Annotated in this window: 14 protein-coding genes; 6 read left to right on the plus strand and 8 right to left on the minus strand. The window is 66.8% G+C overall.

Annotation, left to right across the window (positions count from 1 at the left end):
• Window positions 1-6: 6 nt before the first annotated feature.
• The 7 genes from BKX93_RS05910 to cmk form a co-directional block, all read right to left on the minus strand.
• A complete protein-coding gene (locus tag BKX93_RS05910) occupies window positions 7-1,326 on the minus strand; it encodes a UDP-glucose dehydrogenase family protein (RefSeq protein WP_070979142.1) in 1,320 nt (439 codons plus the stop codon).
• Window positions 1,323-2,066 (minus strand): orotidine-5'-phosphate decarboxylase, encoded by a 744-nt coding sequence (gene pyrF, locus BKX93_RS05915; RefSeq protein WP_070979144.1) that lies wholly within the window; start codon window positions 2,064-2,066, stop codon window positions 1,323-1,325. Before pyrF ends, BKX93_RS05910 begins: the two co-directional genes overlap by 4 nt.
• A 63-nt stretch (window positions 2,067-2,129) precedes the next feature.
• On the minus strand, window positions 2,130-3,287 hold the full coding sequence (lapB, locus tag BKX93_RS05920) for a lipopolysaccharide assembly protein LapB (protein WP_021477776.1): 1,158 nt from the start codon (window positions 3,285-3,287) through the stop codon (window positions 2,130-2,132).
• Between the two features lie 57 nt (window positions 3,288-3,344).
• Entirely contained in the window at window positions 3,345-3,638 is a 294-nt protein-coding gene (locus BKX93_RS05925; RefSeq protein WP_021477775.1) for a LapA family protein, read from the minus strand.
• Window positions 3,639-3,774: 136 nt separating this feature from the next.
• Complete coding sequence (locus BKX93_RS05930; protein WP_021477774.1) at window positions 3,775-4,089, minus strand: integration host factor subunit beta; 315 nt, start codon at window positions 4,087-4,089, stop codon at window positions 3,775-3,777.
• 7 nt (window positions 4,090-4,096) lie between these two features.
• Window positions 4,097-5,791, minus strand: coding sequence for a 30S ribosomal protein S1 (rpsA, locus tag BKX93_RS05935; RefSeq protein ID WP_115617398.1), 1,695 nt, complete (start codon window positions 5,789-5,791; stop codon window positions 4,097-4,099).
• A 94-nt stretch (window positions 5,792-5,885) separates the two neighbouring features.
• Window positions 5,886-6,554, minus strand: coding sequence for a (d)CMP kinase (gene cmk / locus BKX93_RS05940; protein ID WP_070981716.1), 669 nt, complete (start codon window positions 6,552-6,554; stop codon window positions 5,886-5,888).
• 206 nt (window positions 6,555-6,760) lie between these two features.
• Between cmk and aroA the strand changes: the two genes are divergently transcribed.
• From aroA to BKX93_RS05955, 3 genes are all read left to right on the plus strand, one after another.
• On the plus strand, window positions 6,761-8,050 hold the full coding sequence (gene aroA, locus BKX93_RS05945) for a 3-phosphoshikimate 1-carboxyvinyltransferase (RefSeq protein WP_070979146.1): 1,290 nt from the start codon (window positions 6,761-6,763) through the stop codon (window positions 8,048-8,050).
• Window positions 8,051-8,113: 63 nt separating this feature from the next.
• Window positions 8,114-8,593: a nucleoside triphosphate pyrophosphohydrolase family protein gene (locus tag BKX93_RS05950; protein WP_046158435.1), complete on the plus strand. Its 480-nt coding sequence runs from the start codon at window positions 8,114-8,116 to the stop codon at window positions 8,591-8,593.
• Between the two features lie 63 nt (window positions 8,594-8,656).
• The gene (locus tag BKX93_RS05955; protein ID WP_070979148.1) at window positions 8,657-9,202 is read left to right on the plus strand and encodes a cytochrome b; all 546 of its coding nucleotides are present in this window, start codon (window positions 8,657-8,659) and stop codon (window positions 9,200-9,202) included.
• Between the two features lie 12 nt (window positions 9,203-9,214).
• On the opposite strand, the gene BKX93_RS05960 is transcribed toward BKX93_RS05955, so the two are convergent.
• On the minus strand, window positions 9,215-10,201 hold the full coding sequence (locus tag BKX93_RS05960) for a LacI family DNA-binding transcriptional regulator (protein ID WP_070979149.1): 987 nt from the start codon (window positions 10,199-10,201) through the stop codon (window positions 9,215-9,217).
• Between the two features lie 187 nt (window positions 10,202-10,388).
• Here BKX93_RS05960 and ptsP point away from each other — a divergent pair, with 187 nt between their 5' ends.
• The 3 genes from ptsP to BKX93_RS05975 are packed head-to-tail and all read left to right on the plus strand — an operon-like array spanning window position 10,389 to window position 15,532.
• Window positions 10,389-12,890 (plus strand): phosphoenolpyruvate--protein phosphotransferase, encoded by a 2,502-nt coding sequence (gene ptsP / locus BKX93_RS05965; protein ID WP_145929283.1) that lies wholly within the window; start codon window positions 10,389-10,391, stop codon window positions 12,888-12,890.
• A complete protein-coding gene (pfkB, locus tag BKX93_RS05970) occupies window positions 12,887-13,843 on the plus strand; it encodes a 1-phosphofructokinase (RefSeq protein WP_070979152.1) in 957 nt (318 codons plus the stop codon). The genes ptsP and pfkB overlap by 4 nt, the downstream gene beginning before the upstream one ends.
• 30 nt (window positions 13,844-13,873) lie before the next feature.
• Entirely contained in the window at window positions 13,874-15,532 is a 1,659-nt protein-coding gene (locus BKX93_RS05975) for a PTS fructose transporter subunit IIC (RefSeq protein ID WP_046158326.1), read from the plus strand.
• Window positions 15,533-15,610: the final 78 nt, after the last annotated feature.

Here is a 15,610-nt window from a genome sequence, read left to right on the forward strand (position 1 = left end):
CTTACCTCAGCGGCCGATGGCGTGGTAATCGAAGCCCTGCTCGCGCAGCCAGGCCGGGTCGTACATATTGCGGCCGTCGAAAATCAGCGGCTGCTTCAGGCTGCGGCGGATCGCCTCGAAGTCCGGCGCGCGGAACATCTTCCACTCGGTCACGATCAACAGCGCGTCCGCGCCTTGCAGCGCCTGCATCATGTCGTCGGCGAACGCCACGCCGTTGACGCCGGACATCACCCGTTGCGCCTCGTGCGCCGCCACCGGATCGAAAGCGACGATTTCGGCGCCGCGGCGGGTCAGCTCCTCGACGATCACGCGGCTGGGCGCCTCGCGCATGTCATCGGTATTGGGCTTGAACGCCAGGCCCCACAGAGCGAAACGGCGGCCGGACAAATCCTCGCCGAAACGGGAAACCACTTTCTCGACCAGGCGCAGCTTCTGCACCTCGTTGGCCTCTTCCACCGCGGTCAGCACGCGCAGCGTGTGGCCGTTTTCCTTGGCCGTCTGCACCAGCGCCTTGACGTCCTTGGGGAAGCAGGAGCCGCCGTAGCCTACGCCGGGGTACAGGAAGTGGTAGCCGATGCGCGGATCGGAGCCCATGCCCTGGCGCACCTGCTCGATGTCGGCGCCCATGGTCTCGGCCAGATTGGCCAGCTCGTTCATGAACGAGATGCGGGTGGCCAGCATCGCGTTGGCCGCGTACTTGGTCAGTTCGGCCGAGCGCACGTCCATCAGCAGCACGCGCTCGTGGCTGCGCTGGAACGGCTTGTACAGGCGGCGCATGATCTCGGCCGCGCGGTCGTCATCGACGCCGATCACCACGCGGTCGGGCCGCATGAAATCTTCGATCGCCGCGCCTTCTTTCAGAAATTCCGGGTTGGACACCACGCTGAACGGCAAGTTGGCGCCGCGCTGCGCCAACTCGTCGGCGATGGCGGCGCGCACCTTGTCAGCCGTGCCCACCGGCACGGTGGACTTGTCCACCACCACCCGGTAGCCGGTCATGTGGCGGGCGATGTTGCGCGCGGCGGCCAACACATACTGCAGATCGGCGGAGCCATCCTCGTCCGGCGGCGTGCCGACGGCGATGAACTGTACTTCGCCGAAAGCGACCGAAGCCGCCACGTCGGTGGTGAAATGCAAGCGGCCGGCGGCCACGTTGCGCTTCACCATGTCTTCCAGGCCCGGCTCGAAAATCGGGATGCCGCCGTTTTGCAGGATTTCGATCTTGCGCGGGTCCACGTCCAGGCAGCAGACGTGGTAGCCGGTCTCGGCCAGGCAGGTGCCGGTCACCAGGCCGACATAGCCCGAGCCAATTACCGTGATTTTCATGATTGTTTACCCAGGAATGCGGAAATGTCTTGATTGATGGCGCGCAGCGCGGCCAGCGGGTAGGCGGCGCGGGTGATCGGGCGGCCGATCACCAGGTAATCTGAGCCGGCGGCCAAGGCGGCGGTCGGCGTCATCACGCGGCGCTGATCGTCGCCGGCGCTGTCGGCCAGGCGGATGCCCGGCGTCACCAGCTTGAAATCGCCGCCCAGGGCCTGCTTCAGCATGGAAGCTTCCTGTGCCGAGCACACTACGCCGTCCAGGCCGCAATCGCGGGTCAGCGCGGCCAGGCGCAGCACGTGCTGCTGCGGCGGGACATCGATGCCGACCTCGGCCAGATCCGACGCTTCCATGCTGGTGAGCACCGTCACCGCGATCAGCAGCGGACGCTGGCTGTAAGCGGCCAGCGCCTCGCGCGCGGCCTCCATCATCCGGCGGCCGCCGGAGGCGTGGACGTTGACCATCCACACGCCGGACTCGGCCGCGGCCTTGCAGGCATGGGCGACGGTATTGGGAATGTCGTGGAATTTCATGTCCAGGAAAACCTGGAAACCGCGCGCGGCCAGCGATTCGACCAGATGGCGGCCGCTGGAGGTGAACAGCTCCTTGCCCACCTTCAGCCGGCACTCCGCCGGGTCCAGCCGGCTGGCGAAAGCCAATGCGCTATCCGCGTCGGCGAAGTCCAGCGCCACCACCACCGGGGACGTCGTCCGGCTTTCGCTTTGTGCGATCAGGGGATTCATCGATGCTCCATCATTCTATATTGCCGCGGCGCGCGCCGTTCAAGCGGCCGCGCGCCGAGTGATTCAGTTTTCCGAACGGTTGGCGGTGAAGCTTTCCCACTCGCCGCAAGCCGGACAGTGCCAGAAGAAGGCGCGCGAACGGAAGTTGCAGCACTTGCAGCGATGCACGCTGAGGCGCTGGGAATGCTTGAGGATCAGCGCGCGCGCCACCTCGGCGTCCATCCTCCCCTCTGGAGACAGCTCGTCCATCTGCGCTTCTATCATCCGGTACACGCCGGCCAGGCTGGGGCGGGCATGCACCGCTTCGCGCACGCCGTCCAGCGCCTTGGCCTCGCCATCATAGGTGGCGATCTTCTGGTACAAGAGATCGGTCAGCTCCAGTTGCGGGAAGGTGCGCTGATAGCCGCGCAGCAGCGCGATGCCCTCCTGCGGACGCCCCAGCTTTTCGTAAGCGTCGAACAGGCGCTCGGCCGCCATCGCCAGGTATTCGTAATTCTGTTTCTCTATGTTCTGCCAGGCGGCGATGGCCGCCTCCAGATTGCCTTCGGCAAACTCGATGTCGCCGAGGATCAGGCTGGCGCGCACGCATTTGCGGTTGGCCGCCAGCGCCTCGGCCACGTATTGCCTGGCCTGGCTGTGATCGGACTTGTACAGCTCGCCCTGCGCCAACTCGCAGTAGAACTGCGCGACCTCGTGCTGGAACGAGTGCGCGTCGCTGCGCAGCTCGCGCGCAGTCTCGATCGCCTTTTGCCAGTCGCGGTCCTGCTGATAGATGTCCAGCAGCTGGCGGCGCGCCGCCAGCGCCATATTGCCGTTCAAGAGCTTGAGCAGGATCTCCTCGGCCCGATCCACCAGGCCGGCCTTGCGAAAGTCCTGCGCCAGTTCGTTGCGCACCAGGTCACGCTGCTCGCCCGGCAGGTCGGAAGAATCCAACATCTGCTGATGCAGGCGGATCGCGCGGTCGTTCTCGCCGCGCTTGCGGTACAGCTTGCCGAGGATGTGCTGCAACTCGAGCGCCGAACCCTGCTGGCGCGCCACCTCGGCCAACGCCTGGGCCGCGACGTCGGTCTTGTCTTCCACCAGCGCGTCCAGGCCGCGGAAATAGGAAATCGGCACCGACTTCGCCTGCTTCAACACGGTGCGCATGTCCACCCGGGCCGCGAACCAGCCCAGGCCGAAAAAGGCTGGAAACAGCAGCAGCCACCACAAATCGAGTTCCAACAGCAATCCTTTCGGGATGATAGAACGGGGTCAAGGCCATGCCCCGTGAAGACAAGCTCAATCGGCGATGGCGTCGCTGGGATCGTTAACCACCTTGCCGGCGGGAGGCCGATTGCGCAGTTCTTTTTTCAACTGCGACAGCTCGCGGCGGGTTTTCAGGTAGAAGCTGAAGGTGGCCAGCAGGCCGACGACGGCGCCGACGACGAAGAACAGCAGCAGGAACACGATGAACGGAGCCGACCATGATTGGCCGAAGAACAGTTTGAATTCGACTGAGTGGCTGTTCTGCACGGTGACGGCGACCAGCAGCAACAACAGGGCCAGTTCGACGATGCGCAACAAATATCGCATGGGATCGCTCAATGAGTTTGCCGGAGTGCAATTCTAAACGATAGCCCGCCGCAACCCAAGCCGCTCAAGCGGCGCGAATACGAAAAAAGCGCCGCATATGCGACGCTTTTTAGCATGTAGACCGATAAAACTGCGATCAGGCCTGGGTCTGTTCCACAAGGGACAAGTCCACGCGCTCGCGCAGTTCCTTGCCGGCCTTGAAATGAGGCACGTATTTCTCAGGAACCGAGACGCTGGTGCCCGACTTCGGGTTGCGGCCGACCCGCGGCGGACGGTAGTTCAGATCGAAGCTACCGAACCCGCGAATCTCGATGCGGCTTCCCTGCGCCAGGTTGTTGGCCATCGCGTCCAGAATGGTCTTGACGGCCAACTCAGCATCTTTGTAGACCAACTGAGAATTGCGCTCGGCCAGTCGTTCAGACAGCCTCGCGATCAGCTCAGACTTGGTCATGACGCTATTACTCGTTGGAACCGGACAGTTTGGCCTTCAGCAGGGCACCCAGGTTGGTGGTGCCGGCGGAAGCGCTGTCAACGGTCGACAGGTTCTTCATCGCGGCATTCTCTTCCTGAGCGTCCTTAGCCTTGATGGACAGGCTGATGTTGCGGGACTTGCGATCCACGGCAACGATCACGGCCTCGACGGCATCGCCATCCTTCAGGATGGAGCGAGCGTCTTCCACGCGGTCGCGGGACAGTTCCGAAGCGCGCAGGTAGCCTTCAACGTCGGTGTCCAGAGCGATAACCGCGCCCTTGGCGTCAACGGACTTCACGGTACCCTTGACCAGGGCGCCCTTGTCGTTCATCGCAACGAAGTTGTTGAACGGATCGCCTTCCAGCTGCTTGATGCCCAGGGAGATGCGTTCTTTTTCCACGTCGATGGACAGAACAACGGCGTCAACCTCGTCGCCCTTCTTGAACTTGCGCACGGCTTCTTCGCCAGCTTCGTTCCAGGACAGGTCGGACAGGTGAACCAGGCCGTCGATGCCGCCCGGCAGGCCAACGAACACGCCGAAGTCGGTGATGGACTTGATCGCGCCCTTCAGCTTGTCGCCCTTGTGGAAGTTGTCGGCAAACTCGTTCCACGGGTTGGCCAGGCACTGCTTCATGCCCAGGGAGATACGACGACGGTCTTCGTCGATTTCCAGGATCATGACTTCCACTTCGTCGCCAACTTGAACCACCTTGGACGGGTGTACGTTCTTGTTGGTCCAGTCCATTTCGGACACGTGCACCAGGCCTTCGATGCCTTGTTCGATTTCCACGAACGCGCCGTAGTCGGTCAGGTTGGTCACCTTGCCGAACAGACGGGTGCCGGACGGGTAGCGGCGGGACAGGCCCACCCACGGATCTTCGCCCAGTTGCTTCAGGCCCAGGGATACGCGGTTCTTCTCTTGGTCGAACTTCAGTACCTTGGCTTCCACCTCGTCGCCCACGGCCAGAACTTCGGACGGGTGCTTCACGCGGCGCCATGCCAGGTCGGTGATGTGCAGCAGGCCATCGATGCCGCCCAGGTCAACGAACGCACCGTAGTCGGTGATGTTCTTGACGATACCCTTGATGACTGCGCCCTCTTTCAGGGTTTCCAGCAGAGCCTTGCGCTCTTCGCCCAGGGTTTCTTCCAGCACGGAGCGGCGGGAAACCACGACGTTGTTGCGCTTGCGATCCAGCTTGATAACCTTGAACTCGATCTGCTTGTTTTCGTACGGGGTGGTGTCTTTCACCGGACGCACGTCGACCAGGGAACCCGGCAGGAAGGCGCGGATGCCGTTGACCATGACGGTCAGGCCGCCCTTCACCTTGCCGCTGATCATGCCGGACAGGATGGTGCCGGCTTCCAGAGCTTCTTCCAGCTCAACCCAAGCAGCCATGCGCTTGGCTTTTTCGCGGGACAGCTTGGTCTCGCCGAAGCCGTTTTCCAGCGCGTCGATAGCGACGGTAACGAAGTCGCCGATGGCAACTTCAACGACGCCTTGGTCGTTCTTGAATTCTTCAGCCGGAATCAGGGACTCGGACTTGAGGCCTGCGTTCACGGTTACAAAGTTGGAATCAACTGCCACGACTTCAGCAGTGATCACTTCGCCCACGCGCATATCGTGCAGGGTGAGGCTTTCCTCGAACAGTTGAGCGAAGTTTTCCATGGAGAGGGTAGTCATCAAGCGTACTCTCGGTTGCAGGCCTTGCGGCTTGCGGGGTTAGGGTTGGAACAAGATCGTTTCCGCAATGCAGCAAAAACGACCATACAAAAAATCAACGGCCGGAAACCCGTTTCTCCTCAAACCACACGAGGACCTTGTCGACCGCCTGGTCTATGGTCAGCTCCGTGGTATCGAGCAAAAAGGCGTCCGGCTCCTGGCGCAGCGGCGCTACCGGCCGGGCCGCGTCCCGCGCGTCCCGATCGATAATGTCCTGCATAATCTGGGCGAGGTTAGCAGATTCCCCCTTGCCGATCAACTGCTTATGACGGCGACTCGCCCTTTCCTCCGCGCTGGCGGTCAGAAATATCTTCAACATGGCGTCCGGAAACACCACCGAACCCATGTCGCGGCCATCCGTCACCAGGCCCGGCGATTCGCGAAAATCGCGCTGGCGCTGCAATAGCGCGGCGCGTACCACCGGCAGCGCGCCGACCTTGGACGCGCCGATGCCGATTTCCTCGGCGCGGATGTCCTGGCTGGCATCGTTGCCTTCCAGCCACACCGCGCCGTCGGAGAACTCCACCGGCAAGCCGGCTGCGGCCTCGGCCAGCGCCGGCTCGTCGTCCCAGGCGATGCCGCGGCGGCGCGCGTGCAGCGCCAGCAGCCGGTACAGCGAGCCCGAGTCGAGATAATGGAAGGCGAGGCGCGCGGCGACCTGGGCCGCCACCGTACCCTTGCCGGAAGCGGACGGGCCGTCGATGGTAATCACCGGAACTGTCATCGGAATCTGATCCTGTTGCATTCTGCCAAGGCCCCGCCGGAACCGCCGCGCATTGCGACAGCCGCCGGCCGGCCAAACCGCGCATTGTAACTCAAGTGGTGTGGCATGGTGTGGTGCCGCACAATTTGCGCGCAGCCGTGCGCGGCGGGTACAGTGTCCCTTACGCATCAAGCAACGCCATTCCGAAAACACAAGCGCGACACTCAATGGAACAACTGCACCTCTCTCCCTGCGTCCGCCTCGGCGGCGCCATCAAGCTTCCCGGCTCCAAGAGCATCTCCAACCGCACGCTGCTGCTGGCCGCGCTGTCAGGCGGCAGCACGCTGGTGCGCGACCTGCTGGACTCCGACGACATCCGCCACATGCTGAGCGCGTTGAAGCTGCTGGGCGTGAAGATAGAACAACAAGGCGACAGCCGCGATTTCCGCGTCCACGGCTGCGGCGGCCCCTTCCCGGTGAAAAACGCCGAGCTGTTCCTCGGCAACGCCGGCACCGCCTTCCGCCCGCTGACCGCGGCGCTGGCGCTGATGGGCGGCAGCTACCAGCTGTCCGGCGTGCCGCGCATGCACGAACGGCCGATCGGCGACCTGGTGGACGCGCTGAACGCCGCCGGCGCCAGCATCGCCTACCTGGGCCAGCCGGGCTTCCCGCCGCTGGCCATCTCGCCGGCCGACGTACGCTGCGCCCATCCTATCCAGGTGAAGGGCAACGTTTCCAGCCAGTTCCTCACCGCGCTCCTGATGGCGCTGCCGCTGACCGACGAAACGTCCGAAATCGAGGTGGTGGGCGAGCTGATCTCCAAGCCCTACATCGAAATCACGCTCAATCTGATGGCGCGCTTCGGCGTGCGCGTCGAGCGCGACGGCTGGCAGCGTTTCATCATTCCGGGCGGCCAGTGCTACATCTCGCCGGGGGAGATTTACGTCGAAGGCGACGCCTCCAGCGCGTCCTACTTCCTGGCGGCCGGCGCGCTGGCCGGCGGGCCGGTGCGGGTGGAAGGCGTGGGCGAGGCCAGCATCCAGGGCGACGTGCGCTTCGCCGAGGCCCTGGAATTGATGGGCGCGACGGTGCGCCGCGGCGACAACTGGATCGAGGCTCGCGCCGAAGGCCGGCTCAAGGCGATAGACCTGGACTGCAACCATATCCCGGACGCGGCGATGACGCTGGCCGTGGCCGCGCTGGCCGCCGACGGCACCACCACGCTGCGCAACATCGCCAGCTGGCGGGTGAAGGAAACCGACCGCCTGTCGGCGATGGCGACCGAGCTGCGCAAGGTGGGCGCGACGGTGGAGGAAGGCCCGGACTACATCCGAGTCACCCCGCCGGCCGCGCTGACGCCGAACGCACAGATCGACACCTACGACGACCACCGGATGGCGATGTGCTTCTCGCTGGTTTCGCTGCTGGGCGCGCCGGTCATCATCAACGACCCCAACTGCGTGGCCAAGACCTTCCCCGACTACTTCCAGGCGCTGGCCGCCCTGCAGGCGCAATAATCACAATATATTGATGATTTAATCAATAGGCTCCACAATATATGCATCAAAAGGAGTCTATCGATGAGCGACCTGTTCCGGATGCGCCGCGATTTCATGCGGCGCTTCGACATCCCCTCCCCCTCCCGCCCCGAATACCAGCCCGAGCAGCTGGCGATGTGGCAGACCATGCTGGATGAAGAGCTGGAAGAGCTCCGGCAGGCGCTGGCCGACTACCGCGCGCTGCCCGCGCAATCCGCCGAACAGCAGCTGCAAAGCCGCGCCGAGCTGACCGCCGAAGCGGTGGACGTGCTCAATGTGGTATGCGGCCTCTTGCTGTCGCAGGGCCTGCCGCTGGAAGCGATGTGCGAGGCGATACACGACGCCAATCTGCGCAAATGCGTGGACGGCCAAGTGGTGCGCCGCGCCGACGGCAAGGTGCTGAAACCGGAAGGCTGGCAACCGGCGGACAAGCTGGGCGTGATCCGCGGCGCGTCCACAGCGGACGCGCAAACGCCTGGACGCGCTTGCCAGCCCATTGCCCCTCGCATTGAAATGGATTAAGACCGGCTTAAGATTGACCGGCTAAGCTTGCAACATGTTCCAATCAAAACAACAGGAGCCGACATGTTGCGCAACACTCTCCACAGTTACGGCAAAATCGCCCGCGGCCTGCACTGGCTGTGCGCGCTGGCGGTGATCGCCGCGCTGGTCTTCATCGAGCTGAAAGGCAACTTCCCCAAGGGCGATCCAGTCCGCAGCGGCCTGGGCTACGCCCATGTTCAGGCCGGGCTGATCGTCCTGCTGCTGGTGCTGCCGCGACTGGCCTGGCGCCTGGGCAATCCGCCGCCCGGCATTTCTCCCGCGCCCAGCCCACTGATGAAGCTGCTGGCCCATGCCGGGCACTGGGCGCTGTACGCGCTGATGCTGGCGCTGCCCATCCTGGGCATCGCCTTTATCCAGGCCAAGGGCGGCGAAGTGGCCCTGTTCGGCCTCGGCCTACCCTCCTTCATGCCCAACAGCCCGGAGCTGGGCAAGAGCCTGAAGGAGCTGCACGAACTGTTGGGCAATGTCTTGCTGTGGCTGAGCATCCTGCACGCCGCCGCCGCCGCGTGGCACCACTTCATCGTCAAGGACAATACCGTAACCCGGCTGACCGGCCCGATGCGCTGAACGCGGCGCGCCTCAGCCGCGAGGCTGGCTGGAGCCGCGTTCCACCAGCCGGCCCGCCAGCACCACCTTGCGCAGCGGCCGCTCCGGCCGCTCCAGCCGCTCCAGCAGCATTTCCATCGCCGCGCGGCCTATCTCGTCGACCGGCTGCTCGATCACCGTCATGCCGGGATCGGCCAGCTCGGTCCAGCTGTCGTTGTCGAAACCAGCCAGCGCCAGCCGGCCCGGCACGGCGACGCCGGCCTCCCGCACCGCCTTGACCACGCCCAGCAACAGCAGGCCATTGCTGGCGATCAGCGCCTCCGGCGCGCCCGCCTCCCCCAGCCACTTCGCCGCTTCGGCCTGCGCCGCTTCGGCGCTGGGCGCGACGAAACGCGCCGCCGCAGGCAGCCCCGCCCTTTCCATCGCCTCGGCGAATCCCGCGTGGCGCTCCGCGCCGGTGCTGCTGGTATTGCCGAACAGACCGCCGATGTGGCGATAGCCGCGGCCCAGCAAATGCTCGACCAGTTGCGCGGCCGCTGTCCGGTTGTCCAGCAGCACCGCGTCGCAGCGGGCGGCCGGCCCCGCGCGGTCTATCATCACCACAGGGAAGCCCAGGCCGGCGACGTCCAGCGAATCGGCGGTGGCGCGGGTGGCGGCGAAAATCACCCCGCTCACCCTCTCCTCCTGCATCAGCCTGAGGTACATCGCCTCCTTGTCCGGGTTCTCGTCGGTGTTGCACAGGATCACCCGCATGCCGGCCCGATAGGCGACATCCTCCACCGCCCGGCTGACCGAAGTGAAAAAAGGATTGCGGATGTCCGACACGATCAGACCTATGGTGCGCGAGGCCTGCGAGCGCAGCCGGCGCGCCGACAGGTTGGGCCGGTAGCCGCTCTGGGCGACGGCGGCCTCCACCTTGGCGCGCAGCGCGGCGCTGACCGGGCCGTTGCCCAGCACGCGCGACACGGTGGCCACCGACACGCCGGCCAGCAGCGCGACATCCTTGATGCTGGTAGTCATTTTTTGGAAATCGTTTTCAATTGACGGAAGCGATGTTGCGCCAGCGAACACCCGCTGGCAAGCGCGAAATAGCGACAGTTATCAGGATTACGCCACAAGTTTGATTTTAACCAGTTCTGTCTGATTGACAGAAAAAATGTAATCGTTTTCAATGCCAGCCATATCGAGCCCAAAAACGAGGTATGCCGTGTCCGACGCCCTGCTCACTCCGCAACTGATACGCCTGGGCTGCCAGCCCGCCGGCAAAGAGGCCGCCATCCGCGAGGCGGGCCGCATGCTGGCCGACGCCGGCTGCATCGCGCCCGACTACATAGACAGCCTGCTGCGCCGCGAAGCGGTGGCCAACACCTACCTGGGCAACGGCATCGCCATCCCCCACGGCATGGTGGAAGACCGGGCGATGGTGCTGCGCACCGGCGTCGCCATGCTTCAGATTCCGGACGGGCTGGAATGGAACCCCGGCCAACGCACTCACCTGCTGTGCGCGATCGCCGCCCGTTCCGACGACCACCTGGTGATGCTGCGCCAGCTGACCCGGCTGCTGCAGGACGAAGCCCGGCTGCTGCCGCTGTTCTCCACTCAGGACAGCGCCGACCTGATCGCCGCGCTGGAGCAGCCGCCGGAAAACCCGCCGCCGGACGCCGAGGCGCGCGACCTGGACACAGGCGAGGAATGGCGGCTCGATTACCCCAACGGCCTGCACGCCCGCCCCGCCGCGCTGTGGGTGGAGGCCGCGCGGCGCAGTCCGGCGCAGCTTCAGGTACGCCACGGCGGCCGCGTCGCCGACGCCAAGAACCTGATCTCTCTGCTGCAGCTGGGCCTGCGCCAGGGCGATCTCGTCTCCGTGTCCGGCCGCGGCCCGCAAGCCGAAGACGGCGTGCGCCAATTGCTGAAGGCGATGCGCGAGGCCAGCCTGGCCGAGCAGACCGCCGCCGCCATCGCCGCCCAGCGCGCAGCCGGCGCGCGCAAAACCGCCGGCTGGCAGCCGGCCGGATCGCTGATCTCCCTGCCCGGCATCGCCGCCAGCCCGGGCCTCGCCATCGGCACCGCGCGCATCCTGGCCGGCGAGCGGCTGCAAGTGCCCGACCGGCCGGTCAGCCTGGCCGAGGGCGGCGACCGCCTGCACGAAGCGCTGGCCGCCACCCGCCAGCAGCTGGCGCAGCTGGCCGACGCCACCCAGGCGACGCTGGGCGCCGGCGAAGCCGGCATCTTCCGCGCCCAGGCCGAGCTCTTGAACGACACCGACCTGATCACCCTCAGCTGCCAGCTGATGGTGGCCGGCCACGGCGTCGAGTGGTCGTGGCATCAGGCGGTGGAGCGCTTGGCGGAAAAAATCTCCGCGCTGGGCAACCCGCTGCTGGCCGCGCGCGCCGCCGACTTGCGCGACGTGGGCCGCCGCGTGCTGTTCCAGCTGGACCCGGCGCTGCAAGGCCATGCGCCGGCGGAATTCGGCCCCGACACCCTGCTGCTGGCCGCCGATCTCGCGCCGTCGGACACCGCCAGCCTGGACCTCACCCGAGTCAAAGGCCTGGCCACCGCCCACGGCGGCCCCACCGCCCACACCGCCATTCTGGCGCGCACGCTGGGCCTGCCGGCGCTGGTGGCTGCCGGAGCCGCGCTGCTGGACGTGGCCGACGGCAGCCGGGCCATCCTGGACGGCGATGCCGGCCGGCTGTACCTGAACCCCAGCGACGCGGATCTGGAATCCGCCCGCGCCTGGCAGCAGCGCCAGCGGGAAGATCAGCAGAAGCAGCAGGCTGAGCGGCAGCAACCGGGCCAGACCGCCGACGGCAAACGCATCGAGATCGCCGCCAACATCAATCGCCCGGACCAGGCCGCCGCCGCGCTGGAGGCCGGCGCGGAAGGCGTGGGCCTGATGCGCACCGAATTCCTGTTCCTGGAGCGCGATGCCGCGCCAGACGAGGAAGAGCAGCTGAAAACCTATCTGGCGATGCAGCAGGCGCTGCAAGGCCGGCCACTGATCGTCCGCGCGCTGGACATCGGCGGCGACAAGCAAGTGCCCTACCTGAACCTGCCGCATGAGGACAATCCCTTCCTCGGCATGCGCGGCGCGCGGCTGTTGCTGTCCCGCCGCGAGCTGCTGGAGCCGCAGCTGCGCGCGCTGTACCGCGCCGCCAAGGCCGGCAAGCCCTTGTCCATCATGTTCCCGATGATCAGCTCGCTGAAGGAGATCACCCGCCTCAAGGGCCTGTGCGAAGGCGTGCGCAAGGAGCTGGACGCGCCGCCGGTGCCGATCGGCATCATGGTGGAAGTGCCGGCCGCCGCGCTGCTGGCCGACCAGTTCGCGCCCTATGTCGATTTCTTCTCCATCGGCACCAACGACCTGACACAGTACGCGCTGGCGATGGACCGCCAGCACCCCGAGCTGGCGGCCGAGGCCGACAGCCTGCATCCCGCCGTGCTGCGGCTGATCCGCCAGACCGTGCAGGGCGCGGCGGCCCACCAGCGCTGGGTGGGCGTGTGCGGCGGCATCGCCGGCGACCCGCAGGGCGCGGCGGTGCTGGCCGGCCTGGGCGTGGACGAGTTATCGATGAGCCCGCACGACATCGCCGCGGTAAAGGCGATGCTGCGCCGCCACAGCCACGCCAGGCTGCGCGAGCTGGCCGAACAGGCGCTGGCCTGCGACAGCGCCGAAGAAGTGCGGCAGCTGCTGGAGGCGCTGGCATGAGCGGCGCCATCCACACCGTCACCCCCAACCCGGCGCTGGACCAGACCGTGACGCTGGACGCGCTGCGGATGGGGTCGGTCAATCTGGCGCGCGCCGCCCACGTCAACGCCGGCGGCAAGGGCGTCAACGTCGCCTCCTGCCTCGCAGACTGGGGGCTGCCGGTCCACGTCCATGGCCTGCTCGGCCGCGACAACAGCGGCCCGTTCGAGCAGCTGTTCGCCGCCAAGCGCATCGACGACCGCATGCTGCGGGTGGCCGGCGCCAGCCGGGTCAACATCAAGCTGGCCGATCTGGAAACCGGCGACACCACCGACATCAACCTCCCCGGCCCGGAAACCGGAGAAGCCGAGCTGGAAGCGCTGGCCTCCGGCCTCGCCCATGTCGGCGCCGGCGACCTGGCCGTGCTGGCCGGCAGCCTGCCGCCCGGCCTGCCGCGCGACGCGCTGGCGCGGCTGTGCGCGCAGCTGAAGCGGCAAGGCGCCTGGGTGCTGGTGGACAGCAGCGGCTCGCCGCTGGCCGCCGCGCTGGCCAACCCGCCCGAAGCGCTGCCCGACTGTGTGAAACCCAACCGCGAGGAGCTGGCGCAATGGGCCGGCCGCCCGCTGCCCGGCCTGGACGACGTGGTCCGTTGCGCGCGCGGCCTGCAGCGGATGGGAGTCGGCCGGGTGGTGGTGTCGCTGGGCGAACAAGGCGCGCTGCTGGTGGACGCCGACGCGGCGCTGCTGGCCAGCCTGCCGCCGCAGCGGCCTTTGAGCACCGTGGGCGCCGGCGATGCGCTGGTGGCCGGCCTGGTCGCCGCCCGGCGCCAGGGCCTGGACGCGGCCGACAGCCTGAGGCTGGCGGTGGCCTTCGCCGTCGCCAAGCTGCAGCGCGTCGGTCCCCATCTGCCGCCGGAACAACAGATACGAGAGCTGGCCGCCGCCGTCAGCCTGCAAACCCTGGACGCGGCCTGAGCCGCGCCCGCTTAGCAACAGGGGAAACACATGAGCATCGTCGCCATCATCCGCGCAGGAGAACGCAGCACCCAGGCCAGGCTGGCCGCCGAAGCGCTGCGACAGGCCGCCCAGCGTCAGGGCAAGCGGATAGACATCGAAATCGACGGACAACCGGCGCTGGACGCGGATCGCCTGCAGGCCGCCAGCCAGATCCTGCTGGTGGACTGTCCCGACGACGGCCGCGCCGGGCAGCGGCCCGCGCGCCATGCCACGCTGGACGCGGTACTAGCCGATCCGGCCGCGCAGCTGGATGGCGCGGCGGCGACCGAGCGCGCGCTGAGCATCGTCGCCATCACCGGCTGCCCCACCGGCATCGCCCACACCTTCATGGCGGCCGAGGGGCTGGTCCAGGGCGCGAAGGCGCTGGGCCACGCGATGCGGGTGGAAACCCAGGGCTCGGTCGGCGCGCAGGACGCGCTGACCGACGCCGAGATCGCCGCCGCCGATCTGGTGGTGATCGCCGCCGACACCCAGGTGCAGTTGGACCGCTTCGCCGGCAAGCGGCTGTTCAAGAGCGGCACCAAGGCCGCCATCGGCGACGGCAAGGCCTTGATCCGCCGCGCCATCGAAGAAGCGCGGCCATGGGAAGGCGCAGGCTCGGCCACAGCCGCGAGCCCGGAAAAAGCCAAGGACGGCCCCTACCGCCACCTGATGACCGGCGTGTCCTTCATGCTGCCCTTCGTCACCGCCGGCGGCATCCTGATCGCGCTCGCCTTCGCGCTGGGCGGCATTTACGCCTTCGACGACGCGCACAAGGGCACCCTGGCGTGGTCGCTGTTCCAGATCGGCGCCAAATCCGCCTTCGCGCTGATGGTGCCCATCCTGGCCGGCTACATCGCCTATTCCGTGGCCGACCGCCCCGGCATCGCGCCCGGCATGGTGGGCGGCATGCTGGCCGCCAGCCTGGGCTCCGGCTTCCTGGGCGGCATCGCCGCCGGCTTCATCGCCGGCTACGGCACCCGCGAATTGAACCGCCGGATCAAGCTGGGCCAGCATCTGGACGGCCTGAAGCCGGTGCTGATCCTGCCGGTGCTGGGCTCGCTGCTGACCGGCCTCTTGATGATCTACGTGGTGGGCCAGCCGGTGGCCGCCGTGCTGTCGGCGCTGACCGAGGCGCTGAAGGGCATGCAGGGCAGCAGCGCGCTGGCCCTGGGCGCGCTGTTGGGCGCGATGATGGCCTTCGACATGGGCGGTCCGGTCAACAAGGCGGCCTACGCCTTCGCCACCGGCCTGATCGCCAGCCAGGTGTACACGCCGATGGCCGCGGTGATGGCCGCCGGCATGACGCCGCCGCTAGGGCTAGCGCTGGCCACCCGATTATTCCGCGACCGCTTCACCGCCGACGAGCACGAGGCCGGCAAGGCCGCCGCGGTGCTGGGCCTGGCCTTCATCAGCGAAGGCGCCATCCCTTTCGCCGCGCGCGACCCCTTCCGCGTGATCCCGGCCTTGATGGCCGGCTCGGCGCTGGCCGGCGCCGTCTCGATGACCATGGGCGTGCAACTGAAGGTGCCGCACGGCGGCGTGTTCGTGCTGCCCATCCCCAATGCGGTGGAACACCTGCTCAGCTACCTGGCGGCGCTGGCCGCCGGCACCCTGGTCACGGCATTGGCGCTGGGCCTGTTGAAGAAGAGAATCGCCCTGGCCTGATCCCGCCGCCGCGCGGCCCCATCCCATCCTCCCAGGCCCGGCTCAACCGGGCCTGTTCGTTTCCCTGCCTCGATTCGT

The sequence above is a fragment of the Chromobacterium vaccinii genome (assembly GCF_001855275.1).
Classification (GTDB): Bacteria; Pseudomonadota; Gammaproteobacteria; order Burkholderiales; family Chromobacteriaceae; genus Chromobacterium; species Chromobacterium vaccinii.